The organism is Novosphingobium sp. FSW06-99 (genome assembly GCF_001519065.1).
GTDB lineage: Bacteria > Pseudomonadota > Alphaproteobacteria > Sphingomonadales > Sphingomonadaceae > Novosphingobium.
The window spans coordinates 16,145-40,639 of sequence record NZ_KQ954259.1 but is presented as its reverse complement, the minus strand read 5'-3'; the positions used below and the strand labels follow the sequence as shown (position 1 = coordinate 40,639).

The 24,495-nt window shown below is 64.7% G+C and carries 22 protein-coding genes; 10 read left to right on the top strand and 12 right to left on the bottom strand.

What is annotated here, in order from left to right:
• Positions 1–11 precede the first annotated feature (11 nt).
• The 5 genes from odhB to AQZ49_RS15115 all read right to left on the bottom strand — a co-directional run bounded on the left by odhB (position 12) and on the right by AQZ49_RS15115 (position 7,290).
• The gene (gene odhB / locus AQZ49_RS15135) at positions 12–1,262 is read right to left on the bottom strand and encodes a 2-oxoglutarate dehydrogenase complex dihydrolipoyllysine-residue succinyltransferase (RefSeq protein WP_067617292.1); all 1,251 of its coding nucleotides are present in this window, start codon (positions 1,260–1,262) and stop codon (positions 12–14) included.
• 42 nt (positions 1,263–1,304) lie between these two features.
• The gene (locus AQZ49_RS15130) at positions 1,305–4,142 is read right to left on the bottom strand and encodes a 2-oxoglutarate dehydrogenase E1 component (RefSeq protein WP_067617289.1); all 2,838 of its coding nucleotides are present in this window, start codon (positions 4,140–4,142) and stop codon (positions 1,305–1,307) included.
• A gap of 266 nt (positions 4,143–4,408) precedes the next feature.
• Positions 4,409–5,371 carry a malate dehydrogenase gene (mdh, locus tag AQZ49_RS15125; protein WP_067617287.1) on the bottom strand — a complete coding sequence of 321 codons (963 nt, stop codon included), beginning with the start codon at positions 5,369–5,371 and terminating at the stop codon, positions 4,409–4,411.
• Positions 5,372–5,719: 348 nt separating this feature from the next.
• Positions 5,720–6,004, bottom strand: coding sequence for a hypothetical protein (locus tag AQZ49_RS15120; protein WP_067617284.1), 285 nt, complete (start codon positions 6,002–6,004; stop codon positions 5,720–5,722).
• Positions 6,005–6,123: 119 nt separating this feature from the next.
• The gene (locus AQZ49_RS15115; RefSeq protein WP_067617281.1) at positions 6,124–7,290 is read right to left on the bottom strand and encodes a cell wall hydrolase; all 1,167 of its coding nucleotides are present in this window, start codon (positions 7,288–7,290) and stop codon (positions 6,124–6,126) included.
• 231 nt (positions 7,291–7,521) lie between these two features.
• Between AQZ49_RS15115 and AQZ49_RS15110 the strand changes: the two genes are divergently transcribed.
• Genes AQZ49_RS15110 through AQZ49_RS15090 form a run of 5 tightly spaced genes read left to right on the top strand, consistent with a single transcriptional unit; the run spans position 7,522 to position 12,324 of the window.
• Positions 7,522–9,504: a TonB-dependent receptor plug domain-containing protein gene (locus tag AQZ49_RS15110; RefSeq protein ID WP_231739260.1), complete on the top strand. Its 1,983-nt coding sequence runs from the start codon at positions 7,522–7,524 to the stop codon at positions 9,502–9,504.
• Positions 9,505–9,530: 26 nt separating this feature from the next.
• On the top strand, positions 9,531–10,310 hold the full coding sequence (locus AQZ49_RS15105; RefSeq protein WP_369819148.1) for an ABC transporter substrate-binding protein: 780 nt from the start codon (positions 9,531–9,533) through the stop codon (positions 10,308–10,310).
• Entirely contained in the window at positions 10,310–11,293 is a 984-nt protein-coding gene (locus tag AQZ49_RS15100; protein ID WP_067617278.1) for a FecCD family ABC transporter permease, read from the top strand. Before AQZ49_RS15105 ends, AQZ49_RS15100 begins: the two co-directional genes overlap by 1 nt.
• Positions 11,290–12,015, top strand: a complete 726-nt coding sequence (locus AQZ49_RS15095; protein ID WP_067617275.1) for an ABC transporter ATP-binding protein — start codon at positions 11,290–11,292, stop codon at positions 12,013–12,015. Before AQZ49_RS15100 ends, AQZ49_RS15095 begins: the two co-directional genes overlap by 4 nt.
• A 54-nt stretch (positions 12,016–12,069) precedes the next feature.
• Complete coding sequence (locus AQZ49_RS15090) at positions 12,070–12,324, top strand: hypothetical protein (protein ID WP_231739258.1); 255 nt, start codon at positions 12,070–12,072, stop codon at positions 12,322–12,324.
• A gap of 122 nt (positions 12,325–12,446) precedes the next feature.
• Here the strand turns inward: AQZ49_RS15090 and AQZ49_RS15085 are convergent, their stop codons facing one another.
• The gene (locus tag AQZ49_RS15085; protein WP_197411073.1) at positions 12,447–12,737 is read right to left on the bottom strand and encodes a hypothetical protein; all 291 of its coding nucleotides are present in this window, start codon (positions 12,735–12,737) and stop codon (positions 12,447–12,449) included.
• A 443-nt stretch (positions 12,738–13,180) separates the two neighbouring features.
• Between AQZ49_RS15085 and AQZ49_RS22380 the strand changes: the two genes are divergently transcribed.
• The gene (locus tag AQZ49_RS22380; RefSeq protein ID WP_156428336.1) at positions 13,181–13,771 is read left to right on the top strand and encodes a helix-turn-helix domain-containing protein; all 591 of its coding nucleotides are present in this window, start codon (positions 13,181–13,183) and stop codon (positions 13,769–13,771) included.
• Between the two features lie 50 nt (positions 13,772–13,821).
• Here the strand turns inward: AQZ49_RS22380 and AQZ49_RS15075 are convergent, their stop codons facing one another.
• On the bottom strand, positions 13,822–14,550 hold the full coding sequence (locus AQZ49_RS15075; protein WP_156428335.1) for a hypothetical protein: 729 nt from the start codon (positions 14,548–14,550) through the stop codon (positions 13,822–13,824).
• Positions 14,551–14,981: 431 nt separating this feature from the next.
• Between AQZ49_RS15075 and uvrA the strand changes: the two genes are divergently transcribed.
• Entirely contained in the window at positions 14,982–17,882 is a 2,901-nt protein-coding gene (gene uvrA / locus AQZ49_RS15070; protein ID WP_067617258.1) for an excinuclease ABC subunit UvrA, read from the top strand.
• A gap of 1 nt (position 17,883) precedes the next feature.
• Here the strand turns inward: uvrA and AQZ49_RS15065 are convergent, their stop codons facing one another.
• Both AQZ49_RS15065 and AQZ49_RS15060 read right to left on the bottom strand, forming a co-directional pair.
• Positions 17,884–18,234, bottom strand: coding sequence for a peptidoglycan-binding protein (locus AQZ49_RS15065; RefSeq protein WP_197411072.1), 351 nt, complete (start codon positions 18,232–18,234; stop codon positions 17,884–17,886).
• On the bottom strand, positions 18,221–18,964 hold the full coding sequence (locus tag AQZ49_RS15060) for a DsbA family protein (RefSeq protein WP_067617254.1): 744 nt from the start codon (positions 18,962–18,964) through the stop codon (positions 18,221–18,223). Before AQZ49_RS15060 ends, AQZ49_RS15065 begins: the two co-directional genes overlap by 14 nt.
• Positions 18,965–19,116: 152 nt before the next feature.
• On the opposite strand from AQZ49_RS15060, the gene modA reads away from it, so the two are divergent.
• The 3 genes from modA to AQZ49_RS15045 are packed head-to-tail and all read left to right on the top strand — an operon-like array spanning position 19,117 to position 21,195.
• Complete coding sequence (gene modA / locus AQZ49_RS15055) at positions 19,117–19,878, top strand: molybdate ABC transporter substrate-binding protein (protein WP_067617739.1); 762 nt, start codon at positions 19,117–19,119, stop codon at positions 19,876–19,878.
• 2 nt (positions 19,879–19,880) lie between these two features.
• Positions 19,881–20,576, top strand: coding sequence for a molybdate ABC transporter permease subunit (modB, locus tag AQZ49_RS15050; RefSeq protein ID WP_067617742.1), 696 nt, complete (start codon positions 19,881–19,883; stop codon positions 20,574–20,576).
• Entirely contained in the window at positions 20,566–21,195 is a 630-nt protein-coding gene (locus AQZ49_RS15045) for an ATP-binding cassette domain-containing protein (protein WP_067617252.1), read from the top strand. The genes modB and AQZ49_RS15045 overlap by 11 nt, the downstream gene beginning before the upstream one ends.
• Here the strand turns inward: AQZ49_RS15045 and AQZ49_RS15040 are convergent.
• From AQZ49_RS15040 to AQZ49_RS22375, 3 genes are read right to left on the bottom strand one after another with little or no spacing between them, the layout of a single operon-like run.
• Positions 21,168–22,268, bottom strand: coding sequence for a CaiB/BaiF CoA transferase family protein (locus AQZ49_RS15040; protein WP_156428333.1), 1,101 nt, complete (start codon positions 22,266–22,268; stop codon positions 21,168–21,170). The genes AQZ49_RS15045 and AQZ49_RS15040 overlap by 28 nt on opposite strands.
• Positions 22,269–22,324: 56 nt before the next feature.
• Positions 22,325–24,253, bottom strand: a complete 1,929-nt coding sequence (locus AQZ49_RS15035; protein WP_082701816.1) for a potassium transporter Kup — start codon at positions 24,251–24,253, stop codon at positions 22,325–22,327.
• 53 nt (positions 24,254–24,306) lie between these two features.
• Positions 24,307–24,456 (bottom strand): hypothetical protein, encoded by a 150-nt coding sequence (locus AQZ49_RS22375; protein ID WP_156428332.1) that lies wholly within the window; start codon positions 24,454–24,456, stop codon positions 24,307–24,309.
• Between the last annotated feature and the right edge of the window lie 39 nt (positions 24,457–24,495).

Genomic DNA, 24,495 nt, shown 5'->3' with positions numbered 1-24,495 from the left:
GATGCCACCGGTCACAGGTCGATCAACAGCCGCGTCGGTTCCTCGATCGCTTCCTTGATGGTCTTGAGCGCGGTGACGGCTTCGCGGCCGTCGATCAGGCGGTGATCGTAGGACAGCGCGATATACATCATCGGGCGGATCACGATCTGCCCGTTGCGCACGACCGGGCGGTCTTCGATACGGTGCAGGCCGAGCACGGCCGACTGCGGCGGGTTGATGATCGGCGTCGACATCAGGCCGCCGAACACGCCGCCATTGGAAATGGTGAACGTGCCACCCTTCATGTCTTCCATCGTCAGCGTGCCGTCGCGCGCCTTCTTGCCGTATCCTGCAATCGCCTGTTCGATCCCGGCGAATGACAGCTTGTCGACATCGCGCACCACCGGCACGACCAGCCCGTTGGGCGCCGACACCGCGATCGAGATGTCGACATAGTCGTGATAGACGATTTCATCGCCTTCGATGCGCGCATTGACCGAGGGAATGTCCTTCAGCGCCAGCACCGATGCCTTGGCAAAGAACGACATGAAGCCCAGCTTGATGCCGTGCTTCTTTTCAAAGGCATCCTTGAACTTGTCGCGCGCGCCCATCACTGCCGACATGTCGACATCGTTGAACGTGGTCAGCAGCGCGGCGTTTTCCTGCGCCGATTTCAGCCGCTTGGCGATGGTCTGGCGCAACCGCGTCATCTTGACGCGTTCTTCGTTGCGGCCGGGGGCACTGGCCACGCTGGCGGGCACCGTGGCGGGGGCGGCAGGCGCGGGCGTGGCCGCCTTGGCCTGCGCGGCGGCGAGTACGTCTTCCTTGGTCAGCCGTCCGCCCGCGCCGGTGCCTTTGACCGTGGCGGGGTCGATGCCATATTCCAGCACGGCGCGGCGCACGGCTGGTGACAATGCAGCGGCATCGCCTTCGGACGCCGCCTTGGCGACGGCAGGCGCCACCGGGACGGGCGCGGGTACAGGGGCGGCAACCGGTGCAGGGGCGGCGACAGGCGCAGGCGCCGGGGCGGGGGCAGCGGCGCTGCCTGCCGCTTCGATCAGCGCCAGCAATGCGCCGACCGACACGGTATCACCCTCCCTGGCGATCAGATCGCCCAGAATACCGGCAGCAGGCGCGGGCACATCGACCGCGACTTTGTCGGTTTCAAGGCTGACGATGGGTTCGTCGAGCGCAACCGCTTCGCCGGGCTTTTTCAGCCATTGGCCGACGGTCGCTTCGCTGACGCTTTCACCGAGCGTCGGCACCTTGACTTCGATGGACATAACAGGGGTTCCTTGGTCGGGAATTGTTCAAACGGGGTGGGATCAGGCTTTCTTGCGGCGGCGGATTTCGCCGCGCACCGACAGCGCGAGCGCATTGGCGACCAGCGCCGCCTGCTCGTTGGCATGGCGCTTGGCCAGGCCCGTGGCAGGCGATGCGGCACCGGCGCGGCCGGCATAGCGCGCGCGGGTGACTTTGCTGCCCGCCGCTTTCAACGCGTCCTCGATGCGCGGTTCGACAAAGAACCAGCCGCCGTTGTTCTTCGGCTCTTCCTGGCACCACACCACGTCTTCCAGATGGGGCATGCGCGACAGGCGCAGCGCCAGCGGTTCGCCGGGGAAGGGGTAGAGCTGTTCCAACCGGATGATCTGCACATCGGTCAGGCCCTGCTGGTCGCGCGCCTCGAACAAGTCATAGGCGACTTTGCCGCTGCACAGGATGACCTTGCGGGTTGATGCATCGTCGGGGCCGTTGACGTCGGACAGGATGCGCTGGAAATGGCCCTCGCCGATGAATGCCGAAGCGTCCGACTTGGCCATCGCGTGGCGCAGCAGGCTCTTGGGCGTCATGATGATCAGCGGTTTGCGGAACGGACGGTGCATCTGGCGGCGCAACACATGGAAATAGTTGGCCGGGGTGGTGATGTTGCACACCTGCAGATTGTCTTCGGCACACAGTTGCAAATAGCGTTCCAGCCGGGCCGAGGAATGTTCCGGGCCCTGGCCTTCATAACCATGCGGCAACAGCATCACCAGCCCGTTGGCGCGCAGCCATTTGGCTTCGCTGGCGGCGATATACTGGTCGATGACGATCTGTGCGCCGTTGGCGAAATCGCCGAACTGCGCTTCCCACAGCACCAGCGTCTTGGGATCGGCGCTGGCATAGCCATATTCATAGCCGAGCACGCCATATTCGGACAGCGGGCTGTCGTGCACTTCGAACCGGCCATGCGGCAGCGTGGCAAGCGGCACGTATTTGTGCTCGTCGGTCTGGTCGACCCACACCGCATGCCGCTGGCTGAACGTGCCACGGCCCGAATCCTGGCCCGACAGGCGCACGTTGAAGCCTTCGGTGGCCAGGCTGCCGAACGCCAGCGCTTCGCCAGTGGCCCAGTCGAACCCCTTGCCGGTCTTGAACATTTCGCGCTTGGCATCGATCACGCGGCCCAGCGTCTTGTGCACGGTCAGGTCTTCGGGAACGGTGGTCAGCACGCGGCCCAGACTGTCGAACAGCTTTGCATCGATGCCGGTGGGCACGTTGCGCCGCGCGGTGACCGGGTCGGCAGGCTTGTTCAGCCCGCTCCAGCGGCCGCCGAACCAGTCGGCCTCGTTCGCCTTGTAGCTCTTGGCCGCATCGAATTCGGCTTCGAGCGTGGCGACAAAGCTTTCTTCGGTGGCGGCTTTCCAGGCGCCGTCGATCACGCCCTGCGCGATCAGCTTTTGCGCATAGAGTTCGCTGATCGCCGGGTGCTGGCGGATTTTGGCGTACATCAGCGGCTGGGTGAAACTGGGCTCGTCGCCTTCGTTGTGCCCGAACCGGCGATAGCACCACATGTCGACCACCACGTCGCGACCGAACCGCTGACGATAATCGATCGCCAGCTTGCACGCGAACGTCACCGCTTCGGGATCATCACCGTTGACATGGATGATCGGCGCCTGGACGCCCTTGGCGACGTCGGACGGATAGGGCGATCCGCGCGAAAACTGCGGGCTGGTGGTGAAACCGATCTGGTTGTTGACGATGAAATGGATGCACCCGCCGGTGTCGTACCCGCGCACGCCGGAAAAGCCGAAGCATTCCCACACGATGCCCTGGCCCGCAAACGCGGCGTCGCCGTGGATCAGCACCGGCAGCACCTGTTTGTGCTTGCCCGGCCCGATATCGTCGCGGAACACCTGTTGCGCACGGGTCTTGCCCAGCACGACAGGGTCCACCGTTTCCAGGTGCGACGGGTTGGGCTGCAGGCTCATGTGCACCTTGATCCCGTCGAATTCACGGTCGGTCGAGGTGCCCAGGTGGTATTTCACATCGCCCGACCCGCCGACATCTTCAGGGTTGGCGGTGCCGCCCGAAAATTCGTGGAAGATCACGCGATAGGGTTTGTGCATCACGTTGGCGAGCACGTTGAGGCGGCCGCGGTGCGACATGCCATAGATCATTTCACGCACGCCGAGCTGGCTGCCGTATTTGATCACCGCTTCGAGCGCGGGAATCATCGATTCGCCGCCATCGAGGCCGAACCGTTTGGTGCCGACATATTTGCGGCCGAGGAACTTTTCGTATTGTTCGCCGCGAATGACGGCGGCCAGGATGGCCTTTTTGCCGTTGGGGGTAAAGTCGATCGACTTGTCGCCGCCTTCGATCCGGTCCTGGATGAAGGCGCGTTCCTCCACATCGGCGATGTGCATGAATTCAAACGCGATCTTGCCACAATAGTTGCGGCGCAGGATCGCCACGATCTCGCGCGGGGTGGCCCATTGCAGGCCCAGCACACCGCCCAGGTAGACCTTGCGATCGAGCGCGGCGCCGATAAAGCCGTGGTATTCGGGCGACAGGTCGGCGGGCAGATCCTGCCGCGACAGGCCCAGCGGATCGAGATCGGCGGTCAGATGCCCGCGCACGCGATAGGTGCGGATCAGCATCATCGCGCGGATCGAATCCGCAGCCGCCTGTTCGAGCGCGGCATCGTCGAGCTTTGGCGCATCCTTTTTCTGCGCCTTGGCGATTTCCAGCTTGAGCGCCATCGGATCGAGCGCGCGGGTCAGATCGTCTCCGGCGGCGGCATCGGTAACCGGCCAGCGCTGCGATGCCCAACTGGGCCCCTGTTGCGGCCCGTCCTGTGCCGGATCGACATCGAATTCGTGCAATTCGTGACCCATCGTCTCAACTCCTGTGCCCCGGGGAGGGTGGGGCTTCGGAAATCCCGGCGCGCCAGGGGGCCGGGCTGCTTTCCTGAACTTCGGCCATGCGGCAGAACCTCGTGTCCTGCCATATGACCGGTAAAAAACCGTCTTGCCATGACCCTTGGGGCAAATACCTTGCGGTCATGGTTCAACAATGGCCGGGCCGCCGCCCCTGCCCGGATGATCCTGAACCCCGGCTGGCCGGAAGGATCGCCCGGACGGGGGCGGCGGCGCGGATGATATCAGGCCAGTTCGGGTGCGATACCCTTGCAAGCCACCAGCAGTTCCTTGACCGCGTCGACCGAGACCTGAAGGTTGGCCTTGGCCGTGTCGTCGAGCGCGATCTCGATGACTTTTTCAACGCCGCCCGCACCGATCACCACCGGCACGCCGACATAGAGGCCATCGACGCCATATTCGCCGCTGACATAGGCTGCCGAGGGCAGGATGCGCTTCTGGTCCTTCAGATAGGCTTCAGCCATCGCGATGCCCGAGGCGGCCGGGGCATAGAATGCCGAACCGGTCTTGAGCAGGGCGACGATTTCGCCGCCGCCGCCGCGCGTGCGCTTGACGATGTCGTCGATGCGCTCCTGCGTCGACAGGCCCAGCTTGATCATGTCGGTCACCGGGATGCCTGCGACGGTCGAATATTCGACCACCGGTACCATCGTGTCACCATGGCCGCCCAGCACGAACGACGACACGTCGCGCACCGAAACGCCGAATTCCCACGCCAGGAACGTGGTGAAGCGCGCCGAATCGAGCACACCGGCCATGCCGACGACTTTGTTGTGCGGCAGGCCCGAAAATTCACGCAGCGCCCAGACCATCGCATCGAGCGGGTTGGTGATGCAGATCACGAAAGCGTCGGGGGCGTTGGCCTTGATCCCTTCGCCGACCGCCTTCATCACTTTCAGGTTGATGCCGAGCAGGTCGTCGCGGCTCATGCCGGGCTTGCGCGGCACACCGGCGGTGACGATGATCACGTCGGCGCCGGCAATATCCTTGTAGTCGTTGGTCCCGGTGATCGAGGCGTCAAAACCTTCGACCGGGCCGCATTGCGACAGATCGAGCGCCTTGCCCTGGGGGACGCCTTCGGCCACGTCGAACAGGACGATGTCGCCCAGTTCCTTTTGCGCGGCGAGGTGGGCGAGCGTGCCACCGATATTCCCGGCGCCGATCAGCGCAATTTTCTTGCGAGCCATGCTTTAGGGTCCTTTCCCGTCGTGCGGGACTGAACAAAGGTCACTTGTCCACCGTCTGGGAGCCTGCCCATGTCCCGCATGACAGGAGGGCTCCCGGTGGAATGCGCCGGTCGTTAAGCCTGTGGGAATGGGATTGCAAGGCGTTAAAACGTCGTATTTCCGGGTTTTTGTGATAACGGTTCGCATTATCAGATACAGCTTTACGCGCCACTCCGACGGTCGTGCGCGCACCAAAACGGCCCATGCCGCCTTGCGCCGCATGGGTTGACTCGCTTTTGCTTGACTGGCGTAGCGCAACTGAACGCAAGCTGACCCGATCCGCCGGTGCGGACCGGGCCAGCCCGGGTTTCAGCCAAGCATCTTGCTGATTTCGTGCCACCAGCGCGCATCGTTGCTGTCGCCGCGCGCATTGGCATTGGCGGCGGCCATGCGCGCGCATTCGGCAGCGGCCAGGCCATGCGTGGCAAACAGGCGCAAGGCCGCCTGCACGCGCACATCGCCGATCACGTCGTTGGAGATCGCCATGATACGCGTGCTGCGCTGGTTGTCGTTGTGCGCCTGACGTCGTGGTTGCCGCGACGGGCGCACCAGCGCGGGCGAAATGATCCCGTAACGGGGGGCAAAGCGCAGCATTGGTGGGGTCTCCTCCACGAAGATTGAACATCTCGACCCGCGCTTGATAGCGTGGACGGATGAAGGCCCTGTGAGGCGACAAGGTAAAGAATATGAAAACCCTGATTGCGGGTTTGATTTCAGGCGCCTGGCTGATGAATCCAGTGCGCGGCGCTGTCGTATTGCGGTTCCGCCTCGGGGCGCACGGCGCCCGAACCGGGCAGAATGTGGCTATGCTGCACCGGATCGGCAGCGGGTGAGGCGGTGTGGGTCAGCGGTTGCTGGCCAAACGTTGCACCCGCGCGCACGATCGCCGGATCGGCGCCAGCGGGCGCGGGATTGGCACGCAACGCCGCCAGCCGCCCGGCTTCGAACGCTTTTTCGAGCGCAAGCGGATCGGCAAAGTCGGCGCCGGTCGAAATCCACGTATGCGGATGCGGCGCGGCCGGCGGTTCGCCGCCGGCATAGACCGCGTTGAACGCGCGCGGCGCGCCCGCGCTGCCGCTCCAGCGATAGAACCGGTGCGCGCCGATGGTGCCCAGAAAGGTCATGCTGTCGGCCCAGCCGGGGTGCACCGCGCTGGTGTGGTAATGCGTGGCAAGACCGACCGGCGCATAGACCTGGCCTGCCAGCGCCGCCTTGGCCACGCGCCGTGCGCGCAGCCAATAGGCCACCATCGGCGCGCGCGCGAGCGATCCGTCGCAGGCAAAGCTGAACTGGCAGCCGGGCCGTTCCGAGCCCTGATAGACCACCCCGCACACCGTCTTGGGAAAGGCGGGATGGGCCACGCGGTTGAGTACGACTTGCGCCACTGCGCGCTGGCCGTCGTCGGGTTCGCGCGCCGCCTCATAATAGATCGCCGCGGTCATGCATTGCAGCGCGCGCGATCGGTCGAGCCCGCTGCCCGCAAGCAGGGTGGGCCGCGCCACCTGGCCGGCCGGCACCGCCGGTGCGCTGCCTGCCGCGTGGTCCCACACCGCCGGGGGCGGCAATTCCGCAGGGCGCGCGACACCCGGCGCATGCCAGGGTGCGTTGCCGGATTGCGCCATCGCGCCGTGGATTCCGCGCGGATCGCCCCAGCCGAGCACGGCCAGCATGGCGGGCAACAGCCCGAGCAGCACGGCCAGCCCGATCCGCCAGCGCAAGCGGGCGCGGCGCCCCTGGACACGGTGCAGCTCGGCCTGCTTTTCGAGTACCGCCGCGCGCAGATCGGCCACTGGCACGTCCGCGTCGACCACCGGCGCAGCGCCGCGCCCCGCAGGCGGCGGGGGCACGACGACCGGACGATAGTCGATTTCGAGTGGCATGATGTCCCGGGCCTGGCTGTGGCGCATTGCGCCTATCCGATTTGGCGACCAGGCGCATCCGCGTTTGGCGCGGCGTACCGATATGTGACACACCCCTGCCAACCGCTTAACGCAGGCCCGTGCGGCGTGTGCGCGGGGTTGTTCTGTGGCCAGCGCGCCGCTATGCGCGCCAGGCCTGCCTGTTGCGAACGGTGGAGCATGGATAGCCCGCACGCAGTTTGGGAGTGGCAGATGACCGTGGTGAAGCGCAGGATCACCACAGCCCCGACGGCTGTGATGGGCCTGATCCTGCTGGCAAGCGGTATCCCGGCGGTGCATGCGCAAGTCGCCCCGCCGCCTGCCGCTCCACCGCCCGCCCCGGCGCCTGCTGCCGACGACTATCCCCCGCCCGAAGAAGCACAGGCCGCGCCCGATGTCGCGCCGGTTGCGGTAACGCTGCTGGCCACCGGATCGGCGCTGCCGGTGGACAAGCTGGCGCAGCCGGTCACCGTGCTGACCGCAGACGATCTCGATCGCATCGGCGGGGCCGATTTCACCCGCGTGCTGGCGGCAATTCCCGGCGCAACGTGGGAACGCGATGGCGCCGCCGGAGCCTATACCGGCCTTCATCTGCGTGGCAGCGGCGCCGCCGACACATTGGTGCTGATTGATGGCGTGCGCATGCAGGATGTCGCCGCGATTGGTGGCGGGTTCGATTTCGGCACGCTGACCGGGGTCGGTATCGATCGCATCGAAGTGCTGCGTGGCAGCGATTCGGTGGTCTGGGGCAGCGGTGCGATCGGCGGGGTGATGGCGATCACGACGCCCGAAACCAAAGGGTTGAATGCCTCGTTCGAAGTGGGCAGCCGCGACACGCTGGCCGAAAACATCGCCTATGGCGTGCGCACCGATCGCTATGCGCTGTCGCTCAACACCGGCTATACCGCCACCAACGACATTCCCGGCAGCAAGGACGACGGGCCGGGCGGATTTCACCAATGGCGTGTGGGCGGGCGCGGGCGCTATAACCTGACCGACGCATTGAGCCTGGTTGCGGTGGCGCGCTATGCCGACGACAAGGCCAACGGCAATGCCTTTCCACTGCCGTTTGAACTGGCGCGCGATTCCGCGCAGGCGCTCGAAACCGAACAGTTTTCCGGGCGGGCCGGGGCGCATTACGAAAAGAACGCGCTGACGCTTGATGGCGGTTATGCCTTTTCGACCACGCGCACGGTCTATGTGGTGGATACCGGTTCGGGTGAACTGGCGGCCAACTGGCTGGGCAAGTCGCGCCGCGCCGATCTGACCGGCGCGGTCAAACTGCCCGATGGCTTTACCGTCAACTTTGGCGCCGATGACGAATGGACCGGCTATGCCAGCAGCTTTGACGTCGAGCATCACGCGCGCGACGACAGCGGCCATGTGCTGCTCGGCTGGTATGGCGCATCGGCAACGCTGGCGGCCGGGGTGCGCCTCGATGACGACAGCGTGTTCGGCACGCATGAAAGCTATAGCGTGAACGCCAGCGCCAATCTGGCCGAAGGCCTGCGCCTGCGCACCAGCTATGCCGAAGGGTTCAAGGCGCCCACGCTGTACCAGCTCTATTCCGGGTTCGGCAACGCCAGCCTGCGCCCCGAAACGGCGCAAAGCTATGATGGCGGGCTGGAATTTACAGGCGCGGGCGGCACGGTAAAGCTCGCGGCCTCGGTCTATCGCCGCGACAGCCACGATCTGATCGATTTTACCGAATGTCGGGGCGTGGCCGATCCGGCCTGTGCCGCACGGCCCAATGGCACGTTCCGCAATGTCGGGGTGGCCCGGGCCGACGGCGCAGAGCTGGAAGCGACCTATGCCCCGTCGTTCAAATGGCGGGTGACCGCGCTCTACAGTTATGACCATGCCACCGATCGAACGCCCGGCGATCCCGACGCGGGCAAGGATCTGGCGCTGCGTCCGCGCGATGCGGTCACGCTGTCGACCGACTGGACCACGCCGTTCAAGGGCATGGTGCTGGGCGCCGACTTGCGCGTACAGTCCGCCAGTTGGGGCGATGCCGCCAACACGCTGCGGCTGCCGCCGGGCGAGATCACCACGCTGCGCGCCAGCCTGCCGTTCGGCAGTTTCCTCGATTTCTATGCCCGCATCGAAAACTTGTTCAACGATCACGAACCGACCGCAGCGGGCTATGGCGCGCCCGGACGCGGCGTGTTTGCGGGCGTCAGGGTCCGCTATTGATAACCCGTGCGGCCACCGCCCTGGCCGTGCTGCTGATCGCCGCAGCGCCGCTGTCCGCGCGCGCGCAGGGCCCGCGTATCGTGTCGCTCAATCCGTGCAGCGATGCCATTCTGGTCGAGGTCGCCGATCCGGCGCAGATTGTCGCGCTGTCGGCCTATAGCCGCGATCCGGCCAGTTCGTCGCTGCCGCCCGGCGTGGCGGCGCGCTATGCCACCACGCATGGCACGCTCGAAGAAGTGCTGTCGCTGCATCCCGATGTGGTGGTCGACGGGGCCTTTGCTGCGCCGGCGATGGTCGGCGCCTATCACCGGCTCGGGCTGCGGCTGGAATTGCTGGGCACCCAGCGCAACGTGGCCGATGCGCTGGCCGATGTGCGCCACCTGGCGGCCATCGCAGGCCACCCCGATCGCGGCGAGGCGCTGGTGCGGCGAATCGACGCGGCGTTGACGGCCGCCGCGCCGCCACCGCGCCGCGCGCCGGTCGAGGCGGTGTTCTGGGAATGGGGCGGGATCGTTGCCGGGTCCGATACGCTGATCGGTGATCTGCTGATGCGCACCGGCTTTGCCAATCTGCCCGCGCGGCAGGGCTATCACCAGGCGGCGATCTATCCGATCGAGCGCCTGCTGGCCCATCCGCCGCGCGTGCTGTTGACAGTGGGCGATGATCGCATGCTGCATCATCCTGCGCTGGCGGCGGTAAAGGGCATGGCGCGCGCCGATTTTCCCGCCGGATTGCTCTATTGCGGCGGGCCGACGATCATGCGTGCTGCCGCGTACCTGGCGGCCCTGCACAGGGCACTTGGCTGATGGCGGCGCGCTGGTGGATCATGCTGATCGTGCTGCTGGTGGTGGCGCTGCCGCTGTCGTTGCTGGCGGGGCAGGTGTGGATCGATCCGTTCGGTCCGCCGGTGCCGGGCGCAGTGCCGATCCTGATCGACCTGCGTGCGCCGCGCGTGGTGCTGGCGCTGGTGATCGGCGGCGGGCTGGGTGCGGCGGGCGCGGCGATGCAGGGCTATCTGCGCAATCCGCTGGCCGATCCGGGGCTGTTCGGGATTGCCCCGCTGGCGGCGCTGGGGGCGGTGCTGTCGTTCTGGACCGGAACCACCGTGCAGGGCTGGACCCTGCCGCTGTTTGCTTTTGCCGGGGCGGGCCTGGCGATGGCGCTGCTGGTGCTGATCGCCGGGCGGGGCGGCGATGGGGGGATCGGGCGCGGGGTCACGCTGTTCACGCTGGCGGGGATGATGATCGCCAGCCTGGCGGGTGCGCTGACCAGTCTGGTGATCAGTCTGTCGCCCAATCCCTTTGCGCTGACCGAGATCGTCACCTGGCTGATGGGCGCGCTGGAAAACCGCAGTTGGCACGATGTCGCGATTGCCGCACCGCCCACGCTGATCGGCGTGGCGTTGCTGGCGCGCATCGGCCCCTCGCTCGACGCACTGACGCTGGGCGACGCGGCGGCGCGCTCGCTGGGGGTCGAACCGGCGCGGTTGCATGCGGCGATGGTGCTGGGGGTCGGGCTGGTGGTGGGCGGCGGCGTGGCGGTGGCGGGGATCGTCGGCTTTGTCGGCCTGATCGTGCCGCATCTGGTGCGTCCGTTGACCGACCATCGCCCCGGTACGCTGATCGTGCCGAGCGCGCTGGCGGGCGCGCTGCTGGTGCTGGTGGCCGACAGCGCGTGTCGGGTATGGCCGCTGACTGGCGGCGAACTGCGGCTGGGCATCGCGCTCAGCCTGATTGGTGCGCCGTTCTTCCTGATGCTGCTGATGCGGCTGCGCCGGGATATGGCATGACCTTGCGCGCCGACAGCCTGACCGTGCCCGGGCGGCTGAACGCGGTGCGCGTGGATCTCGCGCCGGGCCGGATCACCGCCATCGTCGGGCCCAACGGTGCGGGTAAGTCGACGCTGCTGGCAGCGCTGGCGGGGTTGATCCCCGGTGCCGTCACGCTCGGCGATCGTGCGCTGGGCGCGATGACGCCGCGCGAACGGGCCATGGTGATCGGCTATCTGCCGCAAGGCAACGACGTGGCGTGGAACATGGCGGTGGCCACGTTGGTTCGCCTCGGCCGGCTGCCCCACCGCACCGGGCGCGCGACCGATGACAACGCGGTGGCCGCCGCCTTGTCCGACATGGCGCTTGGACCCTTGGCCCGGCGTCCGGTCGGCACGCTGTCGGGCGGCGAGCGCGCGAGGGCGCTGCTGGCGCGGGTGCTGGCGGGTGAACCCGACTGGGTGCTGGCCGACGAACCGCTGGCCAGTCTCGACCTTGCCCATGCCCGCGCCCTGCTGCTGCATTTCCGGCGGCTGGCCGATGCGGGCAAGGGCGTTGCGCTGGTGCTGCACGATCTGGCGCAGGCGATGAACCATGCCGATCATGTGGTGGTGCTGCACCATGGCGCGGTCGTCGCGATGGGGCCGCCGACAGAGGTGCTGAATCCTGTGGTAATCGGCAAAGTCTGGGGGGTTGAGGTTAGCTGGCATGGCAATGCCGGTATGCAGGCGTTGCTTTGGTAAATGCCAGAGTAAGCTCATTCAGAGAATGAACTTGTTAAATGAATAAATGTCGCGGTGTTCTTTCGCGCTGATTTACACAATCGCACCAAAATGGTAGTTATCATTTGGGCTGCTTGGGTGGGAAACATTGTGTTTGACGAAATCATTGAAGTGCTTGAGAAATTGATCGCAGCTTTGGAAGCTGCAGATCTGCCTCAGCCCGCTGCGCACCTCTCCGAGGCGATCGATGCCCTGGAGGTAGAGACGGAACGCGCATCGTCAACGCAAATCCTGAAGTTGAACATTGCCTATCACGGCAAGAAGGTTTGAATCTGGATGCTTCATGCCCTGCGTTAGAACAAGGCTTATGCATGGTCTTGGTTCAGCGCTCAAGCGGCTGGTCTGGCATTGAGAAGTGAAAGGTCCGAGAGAGACGCCGTGCTTGGCGTATTTTAACGCATGCCGAAATATGCAGCTTTCATTGCAGTAATTTTATCTACTTTCATAAGCATGTCGAGCTTTTGCTCTGCACTGTAATGTTCATTGGTGAAGACCAACACGATATTTTTCAACGTGACCGCCATGTCATCGATGATTTCGTCTCTTTTGCTGATTTTCTGGTGAAGTTCAGAAACTTCCCAGTATAAATCATTGAACTTTCCTTGCGAAAGGAACGAGTTGGTCAAGAATCCGGCCACGCAGCCCACGCAGCCAATTACCGGCAGCCAAACAAAACTGACCATCGAGCGATTCCTAGCCAAATTCTGTGATTGAGTGCCGCCGACGACCATCTCGCCGCCCGGATTTTAAGGTTAGCAAACCATGTCTCCAGTCGCAATTGCAGATTGCTGAAATGGCAGGGCACATTTGATGGCGGGTTGTTTCGGGGTGAATAATATGGTAAATTTTTGTGTTGCAATTATTGCTGCGTGTCTTGCGATGCGCAGGTCAAATGTCTGCGGAATATCAGTTTCCGGGCATTGGCAGGTTTGTTTCGACAGAGCATTCGCGTCTGGCCGCTTGCGCGCGCGGTTTGCAGCCTGAGTCGGCAGCTTGCCGAGGGATGACTCCACATCCACAATGGCATCAATAGCGTGATATTACGCAAGTAATTTATCTTGCATACCCCTGAATAAGGAATAAAAATTTTCTGGCGTCCGTAGACTGGCATTCTTAGGGGGGTCTGATGGTGCGGCAAAGACGGGCTGGAATTACCTTTGATCAAGGGGGTTCTCCAACCATCGAATCATCCGGTGCTATGCCACTCGAATATGCCGTGATGCAGCAATTGGAGGGGTTGGCGAGCAGTTTTCGCGACTTGATTTCAGTTAATCTGGAATTGTGCGATGCGTTGAAAGCGGGGCATCCGACCAGTGGTGGGGGCATCACGTTTCTGTCTCCTGAAAACAGGAGGGACATGCTGCTGTTTGCCGCCAAGGGCGAATACAAGGGTCGCAGGCAACGTGATTCGGTGTTTTCCGTGACCGGTTTGCTTGCCGATCCAGGTTGGGACATCCTGCTCGATCTGTTCATATCGAGGCTGGAGAACAAGACCATCTCAATTACCAGCGCCTGCATCGCCTCATGCGTGCCGTCAACGACCGCGCTGCGGTGGATAACGGTGCTGGAAAAAGAGAGCTTGGTCTACCGCTCGGCCGACAAGCGCGACAAGCGTCGGCAGAACGTCGATTTGTCCGATGACGGTTTCGCCAAAATGGCGGCTTATTTCGAGGAAAAGATCGCCCGGGCGCTGCAGATTGCCAGAGCGATGCAATAGGTCGTTTAGGGCGATCCGGGGCAGGGGCGCACACCAAGGTGTGCCAGGCGTCAGGAGGCGGGTTTTGCGCTCGCGATGTTGCAGGTGATCGTGGTGGATCCGTCCGCTGCCGGGGGTGACTGCGCCACGAACGGATACGTCTGGCCGTTGAAGGTGAACTTGTCGCTCGTGCTCAGTGCGGTGGCCGTCGACAAGTCGTCGAGCATGCGGTTGCAGTACGTCCAGGTCAGGTTGTTCATGGCGTCGATGGCGGGCCAGCCGGGGCTGTATCTGTACAGCGGCCCCGTCGGATCGGGGTGATTGGCCTGCGATTTCAATTCGGTGTCGATCGCGGCTTCGGCATCGCGGAAGGTTTTGTAGGCGCCGTCGTGGAACGGAGCGACCGAGTTCACGATGATATAACGGGCCGACCGGTTTGCGGCAGCGGCGTGATGAAAATCGATGATGATCTGGCCCGTCGCGGACAGCAGCACTTCGACCGAACCGAGCCAGTTGCCCGACCCAATGTCGCTGAGGAATTTCTGGAATTTTTCGGTCGGCAGCGAATATTTGGCCAGTTGCACGATGTCCTCTTCCAGCATGGCGTCATAGGCTTCGACGTTTTCCTGGCACCCGGCGGTCAGATTGGGCGAGGACGCCGCCGCTGTCGGATCGTTGCAGCGTCTGCCGATCATGTTGAAAACATAAGTAATGTGGCGACTGGCGATGACCAGTGTCTTGATCAGCGCTTCTCGATCGGTGGTGGTCAGCGCGTTGTGCTGGCCGGTATCGGCCAGCACGGCGGCTATTTCGGCGACACGGAATATCTCGGCATTTTCGGTATAGGCAGGTAGAAACGAATTTGTCTCTGCACCCAGCAGTCCGGCCGGTACAGTGCCGTCTTTGGTCGCAAGATGCGAAATCTGACCGCACGAGGATAACGAAATTCCCGCCAGCAATAGGCCAACGGACCGACACGAAAAGGCTTTTTTCATGATTTCCCCCAACGTTCGTCGTGACGCGCGCGCCCATCCTATTTGCGAAATGACGAATTCTATTGGGAATGAATGGTCTCAAATTCCGATCGTTTCGTAAATGGGCAATTCTACCGGGTTGCACTGACGTGCAGTCATACCTCCCGCCCTTATTCCCGCTTGCCCTGTCACGCATCCATGCCAAAGGGCGCCATGCGCGGCTTGCGTGAATCGAACAAATATGGAACACGGACGGCATGTCCCTCAACACGATATCGGTGCGCGGTGCGCGCGAGCACAATCTCAAAGGCTTTGATATCGATCTGCCGCGCGATGCGCTGATCGTCATCACCGGGCTGTCCGGCTCGGGCAAATCCAGCCTGGCGTTCGACACGATCTATGCCGAAGGGCAGCGGCGCTATGTCGAAAGCCTGTCGGCCTATGCCCGGCAGTTTCTGGAAATGATGCAAAAGCCCGACGTCGAACATATCGACGGGCTGTCGCCTGCCATTTCGATCGAGCAGAAGACCACCAGCCGCAACCCACGCTCGACGGTCGCCACGGTCACCGAAATCTATGACTATATGCGGTTGTTGTGGGCGCGCGTCGGCGTGCCCTATTCGCCCGCCACGGGCCTGCCGATCACCGCCCAGACGGTCAGCCAGATGGTCGACCGCGTGATGGCGCTGCCCGAGGGCACGCGTGCCTATCTGCTGGCGCCGGTGGTGCGCGCGCGCAAGGGCGAATACCGCAAAGAATTGGCCGAATGGCAAAAGGCCGGCTATACTCGCGTGCGTATCGACGGCGAATTCTACGCCATCGAGGATGCCCCCACGCTCGATAAAAAGCTGAAGCACGATCTCGAAGTGGTGGTCGATCGCATCGCCGTGCGCGAAGGGATCGAAAGCCGTCTGGCCGACAGTTTCGAACAGGCGCTGAAACTGGCCGACGGACTGGCCTTCATCGACCTGGCCGATGGCGTGGTGCCGGGCCGTGAAGAAGCGCCCAAAGGCCGTGCCAAGACGCTGAAAGGCACGGGCCTGCCGCCCAACCGCATCGTCTTTTCCGAAAAGTTCGCCTGCCCGGTCAGCGGTTTCACCATCGAAAGCATCGAACCCCGGCTGTTTTCGTTCAACGCCCCCCAAGGCGCGTGCCCGGCCTGCGACGGGCTGGGCGAAAAGCTGCTGTTCGATCCGCAACTGGTCGTGCCCAACGAAAACCTGTCGCTCAAGCAGGGCGCGATCGTGCCCTGGGCCAAATCGAACCCGCCGAGCCCTTATTACATGCAGGTGCTGGCCAGTCTGGCCGCCCATTTCGGGTTCAGCCTGGACACTGCGTGGGACAAATTGCCCGGCGAGATCAAGCTGGTGATCCTCTATGGCACCGGCGGCAAGGCCGTGCCGCTGACGTTCATCGACGGGCGCAAGTCCTATACCGTAAGCAAGGCGTTCGAAGGCGTGATCGGCAATCTCAACCGCCGCATGCTGCAGACAGACAGTGCCTGGGTGAAAGAGGAACTGGGCAAGTTCCAGACCGCGCAGCCGTGCGAGACGTGCGATGGCAAGCGGCTGAAACCCGAAGCGCTGGCGGTGAAAGTCGCCGGGACCGACATTTCGAGCGTGACCCGGCTGTCGGTCGCCGCAGCGGTTGCGTGGTATGGTGATCTCGATCAGCACCTGACCGCGCAGCAGCGCCAGATCGCGCGCGCGATCCTCAAGGAAATCAACGAGCGGCTTGGCTTCCTCAACAATGTCGGGCTCGATTACCTCAATCTTGACCGCACTTCGGGCACGCTGTCGGGCGGCGAAAGCCAGCGTATCCGGCTGGCCAGCCAGATCGGGTCGGGGCTGTCGGGGGTGCTCTATGTGCTCGACGAACCATCGATCGGGCTGCACCAGCGCGACAACGATCGCCTGCTCGAAACCTTGAAGCGCTTGCGCGATCTGGGCAACACGGTGATCGTGGTCGAACACGATGAAGACGCCATCCGCACCGCCGATCATATCGTCGATCTGGGGCCGGGCGCCGGGGTCCATGGCGGCGAAATCGTCGCGCAGGGCACGCTGGCCGATATTCTGGCCAGCCCCGACAGCCTGACCGGGCAATATCTCAGCGGCACGCGGCGGATCGAGGTGCCGACCCATCGCCGCGCAGGCAATGGCCTCGACATCGTGGTCAAGGGTGCGCGCGCCAACAATTTGCGCGATGTTACCGCGCGCATCCCGCTGGGCACGTTCACGTGCGTGACCGGGGTGTCGGGGTCGGGCAAGTCGTCGCTGATCATCGACACGCTGCAGGCGGGCGCGGCGCGCGTGCTCAACGGCGCGCGGGTGATTGCGGGCGCGCACGATGCGATCACCGGCCTCGATCGTTGCGACAAAGTCATCGAGATCGACCAGTCGCCGATTGGGCGCACCCCCCGGTCGAATCCGGCGACGTATACCGGGTCGTTCACGCTGATCCGCGACTGGTTTGCCGGGCTGCCCGAATCCGCCGCGCGCGGGTACAAGGCCGGGCGGTTCAGCTTTAACGTCAAGGGCGGCCGGTGCGAGGCGTGTCAGGGCGACGGGCTGATCAAGATCGAGATGCATTTCCTGCCCGACGTCTATGTTACCTGCGAACAATGCGACGGGCGGCGGTACAACCGCGAAACGCTGGAGGTGAAGTTCAAGGGCCATTCGATTGCCGACGTGCTCGACATGACGATCGAGGACGCGGTCGAATTCTTCAAGGCGGTGCCGCCGATCCGCGACCGCATGCACATGCTCGCCGAAGTCGGGCTGGGCTATGTCAAAGTGGGCCAGCAGGCCACCACGCTGTCGGGCGGCGAGGCGCAGCGGGTAAAGCTGGCCAAGGAACTAGCGCGCCGCTCGACCGGGCAGACGCTCTATATCCTCGATGAACCGACCACCGGGCTCCATTTCGAAGACGTGCGCAAATTGCTCGAAGTGCTGCACCGGCTGGTCGAACAGGGCAATTCGGTGGTGGTGATCGAACACAACCTCGATGTGATCAAGACCGCGGACTGGATCATCGACATGGGCCCCGAAGGCGGCGTGCGTGGCGGCATGATCGTGGCCGAAGGCACCCCCGAAACGATTGCCGCCTGTCCGGACAGCCACACCGGGTTCTACCTCAAACCCTTGCTGGCGAAGTAGTTTACAGCGCCATCAGGGCCAGGGTTTTCCTGTCGAGCAGGCCGGTGGGCTTCAGCCCGACACTGGTCTGAAACGCCCGCACCGCTTCGGCGGCCCGGGCGGCATCCTGCGCGTCGGCGGGCGTATCGAGCAGATGCAACTGGACCATGCGTGCCACCACCAGCGCGGCCACGGCCGGATCGAGCGGCGCATCGTGACGGGGTTGGACAAACGCGGGGGCCGGGCCGGTGTCGAGCGCCGCAAAGCCGGGCGCGGCCTTGGGCAGATCGCCATCGACAGGCGGCGCCGCCGCGATCAGCCAGGCGGCGCACAGGGCGGCCACGATGGCGCCGATGCGATCAGTGCGTGGCACCGCCGGCCGCGCCATGGTCGCCCGTGTCGGGGGACTTGCCGTCGTCGATCTGGCCCAGCACACGCACCGCGTTGCGCATCTCGGCTTCGTCGACTGCGCCCGACACCATGACGGTGTGTCCGGCGCGGTTGTCGCGCAGCGCGATCGCCGGCGTGCCTTCGATTCCCGCCACATCGCCCGCCTTCACATCACGGGCCAGCCGGTCGGCGGTCTGGTGCGAGGTGGTGCACCCGGCCAGCGCATCGCGGTTGTGCGCGCCCGCTGCGGCGGCCAGATCGGCCACCGGGTCGCTGCCGCCCGATCCGCCGCCGATGCCGCGTCCGTTGCTGCCGGTGCGCGCCATCCAGCTTTCGAGAAAGCGGTAATAGCCGGGCACCCCGGCCTGTTCGCCCACACACAATGCGGTGGTCGAGGCGAGCACCGCGTTGGGGCCATGGAACGGCAAGGGATAGAGCCGGATTGCCAGATTGACCTGGCCGTTCGAGCCATCGACGACATGCTGCGGCTGGTTGCCGAGCAGCTTGCAATACGGGCATTCGGGATCGAGCCAGACAATCAGGCTGAACCGCGCGGTGGCTTTCCCATAGACCAGATCGGGCGCGGCCAGCGGCGCCACGCCCGGCGCTTCCTGCCAGCCGCCCGCGTCATCCTGTGCGGCAACCGGCGGCGGCGCCAGCGCCAGCAATGCCGCACCGGCAGCCATACCCACAAACAGCCCGCGCGGCATCATTCGGCAATCCCCATGGTGATCGGATCGTCGCGATCCGGTGTCGGCCTTTTCACGTTTGCCATCAAAGCGCAATGACACCCTCGGGCTTTGCGGCGGGCTCATGCTGCTCTATACGCACGGATATGGGACCGATCGCCTTGCTTCGCTGCGCCATGCGCCTGTTCTTTTTCGGGGTTTTTGCCGGATTGCTGGCCGGTTCGGGCACCGCATATGCCGAATCGCGCGGGCCGCTGGTGCTGGCCGCCGCCAGCTTGCAGGAATCGATGAATGCCGCCGCCGATGCCTGGGCCGGGCATCATCACCCGCGCCCGGTGCTGTCGTTTGCCGCCTCGTCGGCGCTGGCGCGGCAGATCAAGGCTGGGGGCGCGGCCGATCTGTTCGTGTCTGCCGACGAAGACTGGATGGACGCGCTGGCCCAGGCCGGGCTGATCGTGCCCGACACACGCAAGTCGTTCCTGTTTGGCGCGCTGGTGATTGTCGGCCCGGCGGGCGGGCATCTGCATCTGCGCCCGGTGCCGGGGTTCCCGCTGGCGCGCGCGCTGGCCGGGGGCAAGCTGGCGATGGCCGATCCCGATGCCGTGCCGGCAGGGCGCTATGGTCGCGATGCCTTGCTGAAAATGGGCGTATGGGATCAGGTTGCGAGCCAGGTCGCGCGCGCAGAAAACGTGCGTGCGGCGCTGGGGCTGGTGGCGCATGGCGCCGCGCCGCTGGGCATTGTCTATGCCACCGACGCCTTTGCCGAGCCGGGCGTGCGCATCGTCGGGGTGTTTCCCTCGGGCAGCCATGCGCCGATCAGCTATCCGGTGGCGCGGTTGAAGGCCGCCACCAGTCCCGATGCCGAGGCGTTCCGCCGGTTTCTGCTGTCGGCTGAGGGCAAGGGGATCTTTCGCCGCTATGGCTTTGTCGCCCCCTGATGCTGCTGTCGCCAGACGAATGGGGCATCGTGGTGCTGTCGCTGAAAGTCAGCGGCGCGGCGATCGTCTGTGCGCTGCCGGTGGCTTTTGCGCTTGCCTATGCGCTGGCGCGGGGCCGGTTTCCCGGCAAAGTGCTGGTCGATGCGCTGGTGCACCTGCCGCTGGTGCTGCCGCCGGTGGTGGTCGGCTGGATCCTGTTGATCGCGTTTGCCCCCGCGGGCGTGCTGGGTGCGCCGCTGGCCAAATATTTCGGGGTGACTTTGCTGTTCCGCTGGACCGGTGCCGCGCTGGCGGCGGCGATCATGGCGATGCCGCTGATGGTGCGGTCGATCCGGCTGTCGCTCGAAGCGGTCGATCCCCGGCTGGAAGAGGCGGCGCGCACGCTGGGAGCGGGGCCGCTCGGCACGTTTGCCACGATTACGCTGCCCCTGGCGCGTCCGGGTGTGCTGGCCGCGCTGGTGCTGGGGTTTGCGCGCTCGCTGGGGGAATTCGGCGCAACGATCACGTTTGTGTCGGACGTGCCGGGCGAAACGGCCACGCTGCCGCTGGCGATCTATGCCGCGTTGCAGGTGCCGGGGCGAGAGGCGACGGTGTGGCGGCTGGCGCTGGTGTCGGTCGCGCTGTCGCTGTGCGCGCTGGTCGTGTCGGAATGGCTGGTGCGGCGCGGGCCAAAGGGGCGTGACGCGCATGTCCTTTGATATCGCCATCGACATGCGGCGCGCAGGGCGCAGGATCGGGACCACCTTTGCCACGGACGGCGGCATTACCGCGCTGTGCGGGCCATCGGGCGTGGGCAAATCGAGCGTGCTGGCAGTGATCGCCGGATTGTTGCGCCCCGATCACGGGCATGTCGTGGTTGGCGGCCAGGTGTTGTTCGACGCCGCGCGGGGGGTGTCGCTGCCGCCCGAACAGCGCGCCTGCGGCATGGTGTTCCAGGACTTGCGGCTGTTTCCGCATCTGAGTGTCGAGGCCAATCTGCGCTATGGCGAGCGCCGCGCCAATCCCGCGCGGGGCGTGCTCGATTTTGCCGAAACCGTGCGGTTTCTCGATATCGCGCCGCTGCTGCGCCGCCGTCCGGCCACGCTGTCGGGGGGGGAGGCGCAGCGCGTGGCGATTGGCCGGGCGCTGTTGTCGGGCCCCCGCTTCCTGTTGCTCGATGAACCGCTGGCCGCACTCGATGGCGCGTTGCGCGACGAAATCATGACGGTGATCGAGCGCGTCCGCGACCGGTTCGCACTGCCGATGATCCTGGTCAGCCATTCGGCGGCGGAAGTTGACCGGTTGGCCGATCAGGTGGTCGAACTGACCAGCGCCTGATCCGCGCCGAGCACCGGTGCGTGCAGCACGGGGTGTGCCGGTTCGTGGCGAAACCGGATGGGCGGGCCAAGATGGCGACGCCCCAGATCATCGGTCAGCACAAACCCGCGCGCGGCAATCTGTTCGTCGTCCAGTGCCTGCGGATACGTGTTGACCCGGCCCCAGCACACATCCAGCCGGTCGAGCAGTGCGCCTGCATCGGCCAGTGTGTGGCGCGCGAAAAACGCGGACAGCAGATCGACCACCGGTTGCTGGTGCGGCCCCGGTTCGCGGCACAGCGGCGCCAGATCGGGGCGGCCCAGTTCGCCCAGCAGTGCGGCGATGAACTTGGGCTCCTGCCCGGCGATCGCCAGGTGGCCATCGGCGCAGGCATACCAGCGATAGAACGCGCCGCCACCGGTGGTGCGTTCGTGCGCGATCACCGGCTGGCGCCCTTCGGCAAGCGTGGGCCCCAGCACATTGGCGGTGGCGGACAGCAGCGCCTCGTGCATGGCGATATCGATCATGTCGCCGCGCCCGGTGCGGGTACGGGCATAGAGCGCCATCAGCACCGCCGACAGACCCTGCAGCGCCGACAGATAATCGGATAGCGGCAGCGCCGGCATGGCGATCTGTCCGGCCGCGCAATTGGCGCCCAGCACCCCCGTCAGCGCTTCGAGCGCCAGATCGTGCGCGGCGCGCGGCGCGCGTGGCCCGTCCTGCCCGAACGCGCTGATCGCGCAATAGATCAGGCGCGGGTTGCGCGCCGACAGCGTGTCGTAATCGATGCCCAGGCGGCGCGCGACACCGGGACGGTTGGATTCGACCACCACATCGGCGCTGTCGGCCAGCGCCAGAAACGCGGCATGATCGTCGGGCCGTTTCAGATCGAGCACGACGCTTTTCTTGCCGCGGTTGAAATTGCGGAAATAGACCGTGTCGGGCCCGTCCGACAGCCCGATATGGCGCGTGTGATCACCGCCGGGCGTCTCGATCTTGATCACTTCGGCGCCGTGATCGGCCATCGCCATGGTCAGGTAGGGCCCGGGGATAAAGCTCGTCAGATCGAGCACCCGGATACCGGTCAGTTTCATGCAGTTCCCTCCGCGCCGCAGCTTGGCGCGGCGCGCGGGACAATTCAAGCGGTCGCTTAAATTTCGAGCTGGCTGCCCAGTTCGATCACGCGATTGGTGGGCAGGCGGAAGAACTGCATCGGGCTTTCGGCGTTGCGGATCATCCACGCGAACAGTTTTTCGCGCCAGATCGACATGCCGGGGCGCTTTGATGCGATCAATGTCTGGCGGGCGAGGAAATAGCTGGTGTCCATAGGTTTGAACGGGCCGCCCGCGCGCGTTTCCGCGGACAGTTCGGCGGGCACATTGGCTTCGTCCATGAAACCGATGCTGATGATCATGCGATAGAACCCGTGGCCGATGCTTTCGACCATGCGGCGCGCCTCGGCGGGCACGTGCGGCACGCCTTCGGTCACCACGGTCAGGATCACCACGCGATCGTGCAGGATATGATTGTGCTTCAGATTGTGCAGCAGCGCGGGCGGAATGCCTTCGGCGGTCGAGGCCAGGAACACCGACGTGCCGGGAACCCGGCGCACCTTTTCGCACACCGAATTGAGGAACAGGTCAAACGGCATCGAATCCTCGGCCAGCCGGTCGCGCAGGATGCGGCGGCCGGTGGCCCAGGTGGTCAGCACCACGAACACGATCGTCGCGATCATCAGCGGGAACCAGCCGCCATCGGGGATCTTGGTCATGTTCGACGCGAAATAGGCGCCATCGACCAGCAGGAACGTGCCGGTCATCAGGCTGGCCAGGACCGGCGGCCATTTCCACACCGCAAACGTCAGGATGCCCAGCATGCAGGCGGTGATGAACATCGTACCGGTTACCGCGATGCCATAGGCCGAGGCGAGGTTGTCCGACGAACGGAACCCCAGCACCAGCAGCAGCACCAGCGCAAGCAACAGCCAGTTGACCAGCGGCACATAGATCTGCCCGGCGGCCCTGGCGCTGGTGTGCAGGATGCGCAGGCGCGGCAGAAAGCCCAACTGGATCGCCTGTTGCGAGATCGAATAGGCGCCCGAAATCACCGCCTGGCTGGCGATGATGGTGGCCAGCGTCGACAGGATCACCAGCGGCAGGCGGCCCCAGTCGGGCGCCATCAGGAAGAACGGATTTTCGACCAGTTTCGGATTGCGCAGCAACAGCGCCGACTGGCCCAGATAGTTGAGCAGGAGGCAGGGAAACGCCACCCACAGCCACGCGATCATGATCGCCTTGCGCCCGAAATGGCCCATGTCGGCATAGAGCGCTTCGGCACCGGTGACCGCCAGGATCACCGAGCCGAGCGCCAGAAAGGCCAGCATCGGATCGAGCGTGAAGAACCGCACGGCATAGATCGGATTGACCGCCCACAGGATTTCGGGCGCGTGCATGATGCCCATCACACCCAGCACCGCGATCACCAGAAAATAGACCAGCATGACCGGCCCGAACAATTTGCCGACCGCCGCCGTGCCGCGCGACTGGATGGCAAACAGCCCGATCAGGATGGCGACCGAAATCGGCAGCACCAGCCGGGTGAACGCGGGTTGCACCACTTCCAGCCCTTCGACTGCCGACAGCACCGACATCGCCGGGGTGATGATCGCATCGCCATAGAACAGCGCGGTGGCGATGATCCCCAGCAGCACCGTGAACCGCGTCCAGCGCGTTTCGCCCAGCCGCCGGCCGATCAGCGCCAGCAGGGCCAGGCTGCCGCCTTCGCCCTTGTTGTCGGCGTGCAGGATCACGAACACATATTTGATCGTGACGATCAGCGTCATGGTCCAGAAGATCAGCGACAACACGCCGAAGATATGCGCCGGATCGACCGCCAGCGGATGCGCGCCGATAAAGCTTTCGCGCAAGGAATAGAGCGGGCTGGTGCCGATATCGCCGAACACCACGCCGATCGCGCCCACCGCCAGCGTGCTCAGGCTGTCGCTGTGGTGTGCACCACAGTCGGCGGCAACAGTGGGGCTCGCGACGGCAGGCGGATTCGCGGTGGTCGTATCGGTCATCTGCGCGCCGCTACGCCTGCTTTATGGTCGAGACGAGAAACTTTACGGGTTCTTTATGGCCAGCCGACCAGGCACCCGATCGACACCAGCACCATCGCCGCCACGCCTGTCGCCACGACTTGCGCCGGGGTCATCGCAAACGCCTTTGACCACACCGTTGTCGGATGACGGTGTTGCCAGATCGATATGGGCCGGATCACCATGGGCTGTCTCCCAACCGTGCAGGGGGTGCCCGGTTGCAA

Excerpts from the sequence above, each read along its gene's own strand:
- AQZ49_RS22380 (WP_156428336.1), top strand. The coding sequence starts at position 13,181 with ATGGTGCGGCAAAGACGGGCTGGAATTACCTTTGATCAAGGGGGTTCT.
- AQZ49_RS15095 (WP_067617275.1), top strand. The coding sequence starts at position 11,290 with ATGACCTTGCGCGCCGACAGCCTGACCGTGCCCGGGCGGCTGAACGCG.
- AQZ49_RS15035 (WP_082701816.1), bottom strand. The coding sequence starts at position 24,253 with ATGACCGATACGACCACCGCGAATCCGCCTGCCGTCGCGAGCCCCACT.
- AQZ49_RS22375 (WP_156428332.1), bottom strand. The coding sequence starts at position 24,456 with ATGGTGATCCGGCCCATATCGATCTGGCAACACCGTCATCCGACAACG.
- mdh (WP_067617287.1), bottom strand. The coding sequence starts at position 5,371 with ATGGCTCGCAAGAAAATTGCGCTGATCGGCGCCGGGAATATCGGTGGC.
- uvrA (WP_067617258.1), top strand. The coding sequence starts at position 14,982 with ATGTCCCTCAACACGATATCGGTGCGCGGTGCGCGCGAGCACAATCTC.
- modA (WP_067617739.1), top strand. The coding sequence starts at position 19,117 with ATGCGCCTGTTCTTTTTCGGGGTTTTTGCCGGATTGCTGGCCGGTTCG.
- AQZ49_RS15085 (WP_197411073.1), bottom strand. The coding sequence starts at position 12,737 with ATGGTCAGTTTTGTTTGGCTGCCGGTAATTGGCTGCGTGGGCTGCGTG.
- AQZ49_RS15120 (WP_067617284.1), bottom strand. The coding sequence starts at position 6,004 with ATGCTGCGCTTTGCCCCCCGTTACGGGATCATTTCGCCCGCGCTGGTG.
- AQZ49_RS15110 (WP_231739260.1), top strand. The coding sequence starts at position 7,522 with ATGACCGTGGTGAAGCGCAGGATCACCACAGCCCCGACGGCTGTGATG.
- AQZ49_RS15130 (WP_067617289.1), bottom strand. The coding sequence starts at position 4,142 with ATGGGTCACGAATTGCACGAATTCGATGTCGATCCGGCACAGGACGGG.
- AQZ49_RS15060 (WP_067617254.1), bottom strand. The coding sequence starts at position 18,964 with ATGATGCCGCGCGGGCTGTTTGTGGGTATGGCTGCCGGTGCGGCATTG.
- AQZ49_RS15045 (WP_067617252.1), top strand. The coding sequence starts at position 20,566 with ATGTCCTTTGATATCGCCATCGACATGCGGCGCGCAGGGCGCAGGATC.
- AQZ49_RS15115 (WP_067617281.1), bottom strand. The coding sequence starts at position 7,290 with ATGCCACTCGAAATCGACTATCGTCCGGTCGTCGTGCCCCCGCCGCCT.
- odhB (WP_067617292.1), bottom strand. The coding sequence starts at position 1,262 with ATGTCCATCGAAGTCAAGGTGCCGACGCTCGGTGAAAGCGTCAGCGAA.
- AQZ49_RS15040 (WP_156428333.1), bottom strand. The coding sequence starts at position 22,268 with ATGAAACTGACCGGTATCCGGGTGCTCGATCTGACGAGCTTTATCCCC.
- AQZ49_RS15100 (WP_067617278.1), top strand. The coding sequence starts at position 10,310 with ATGGCGGCGCGCTGGTGGATCATGCTGATCGTGCTGCTGGTGGTGGCG.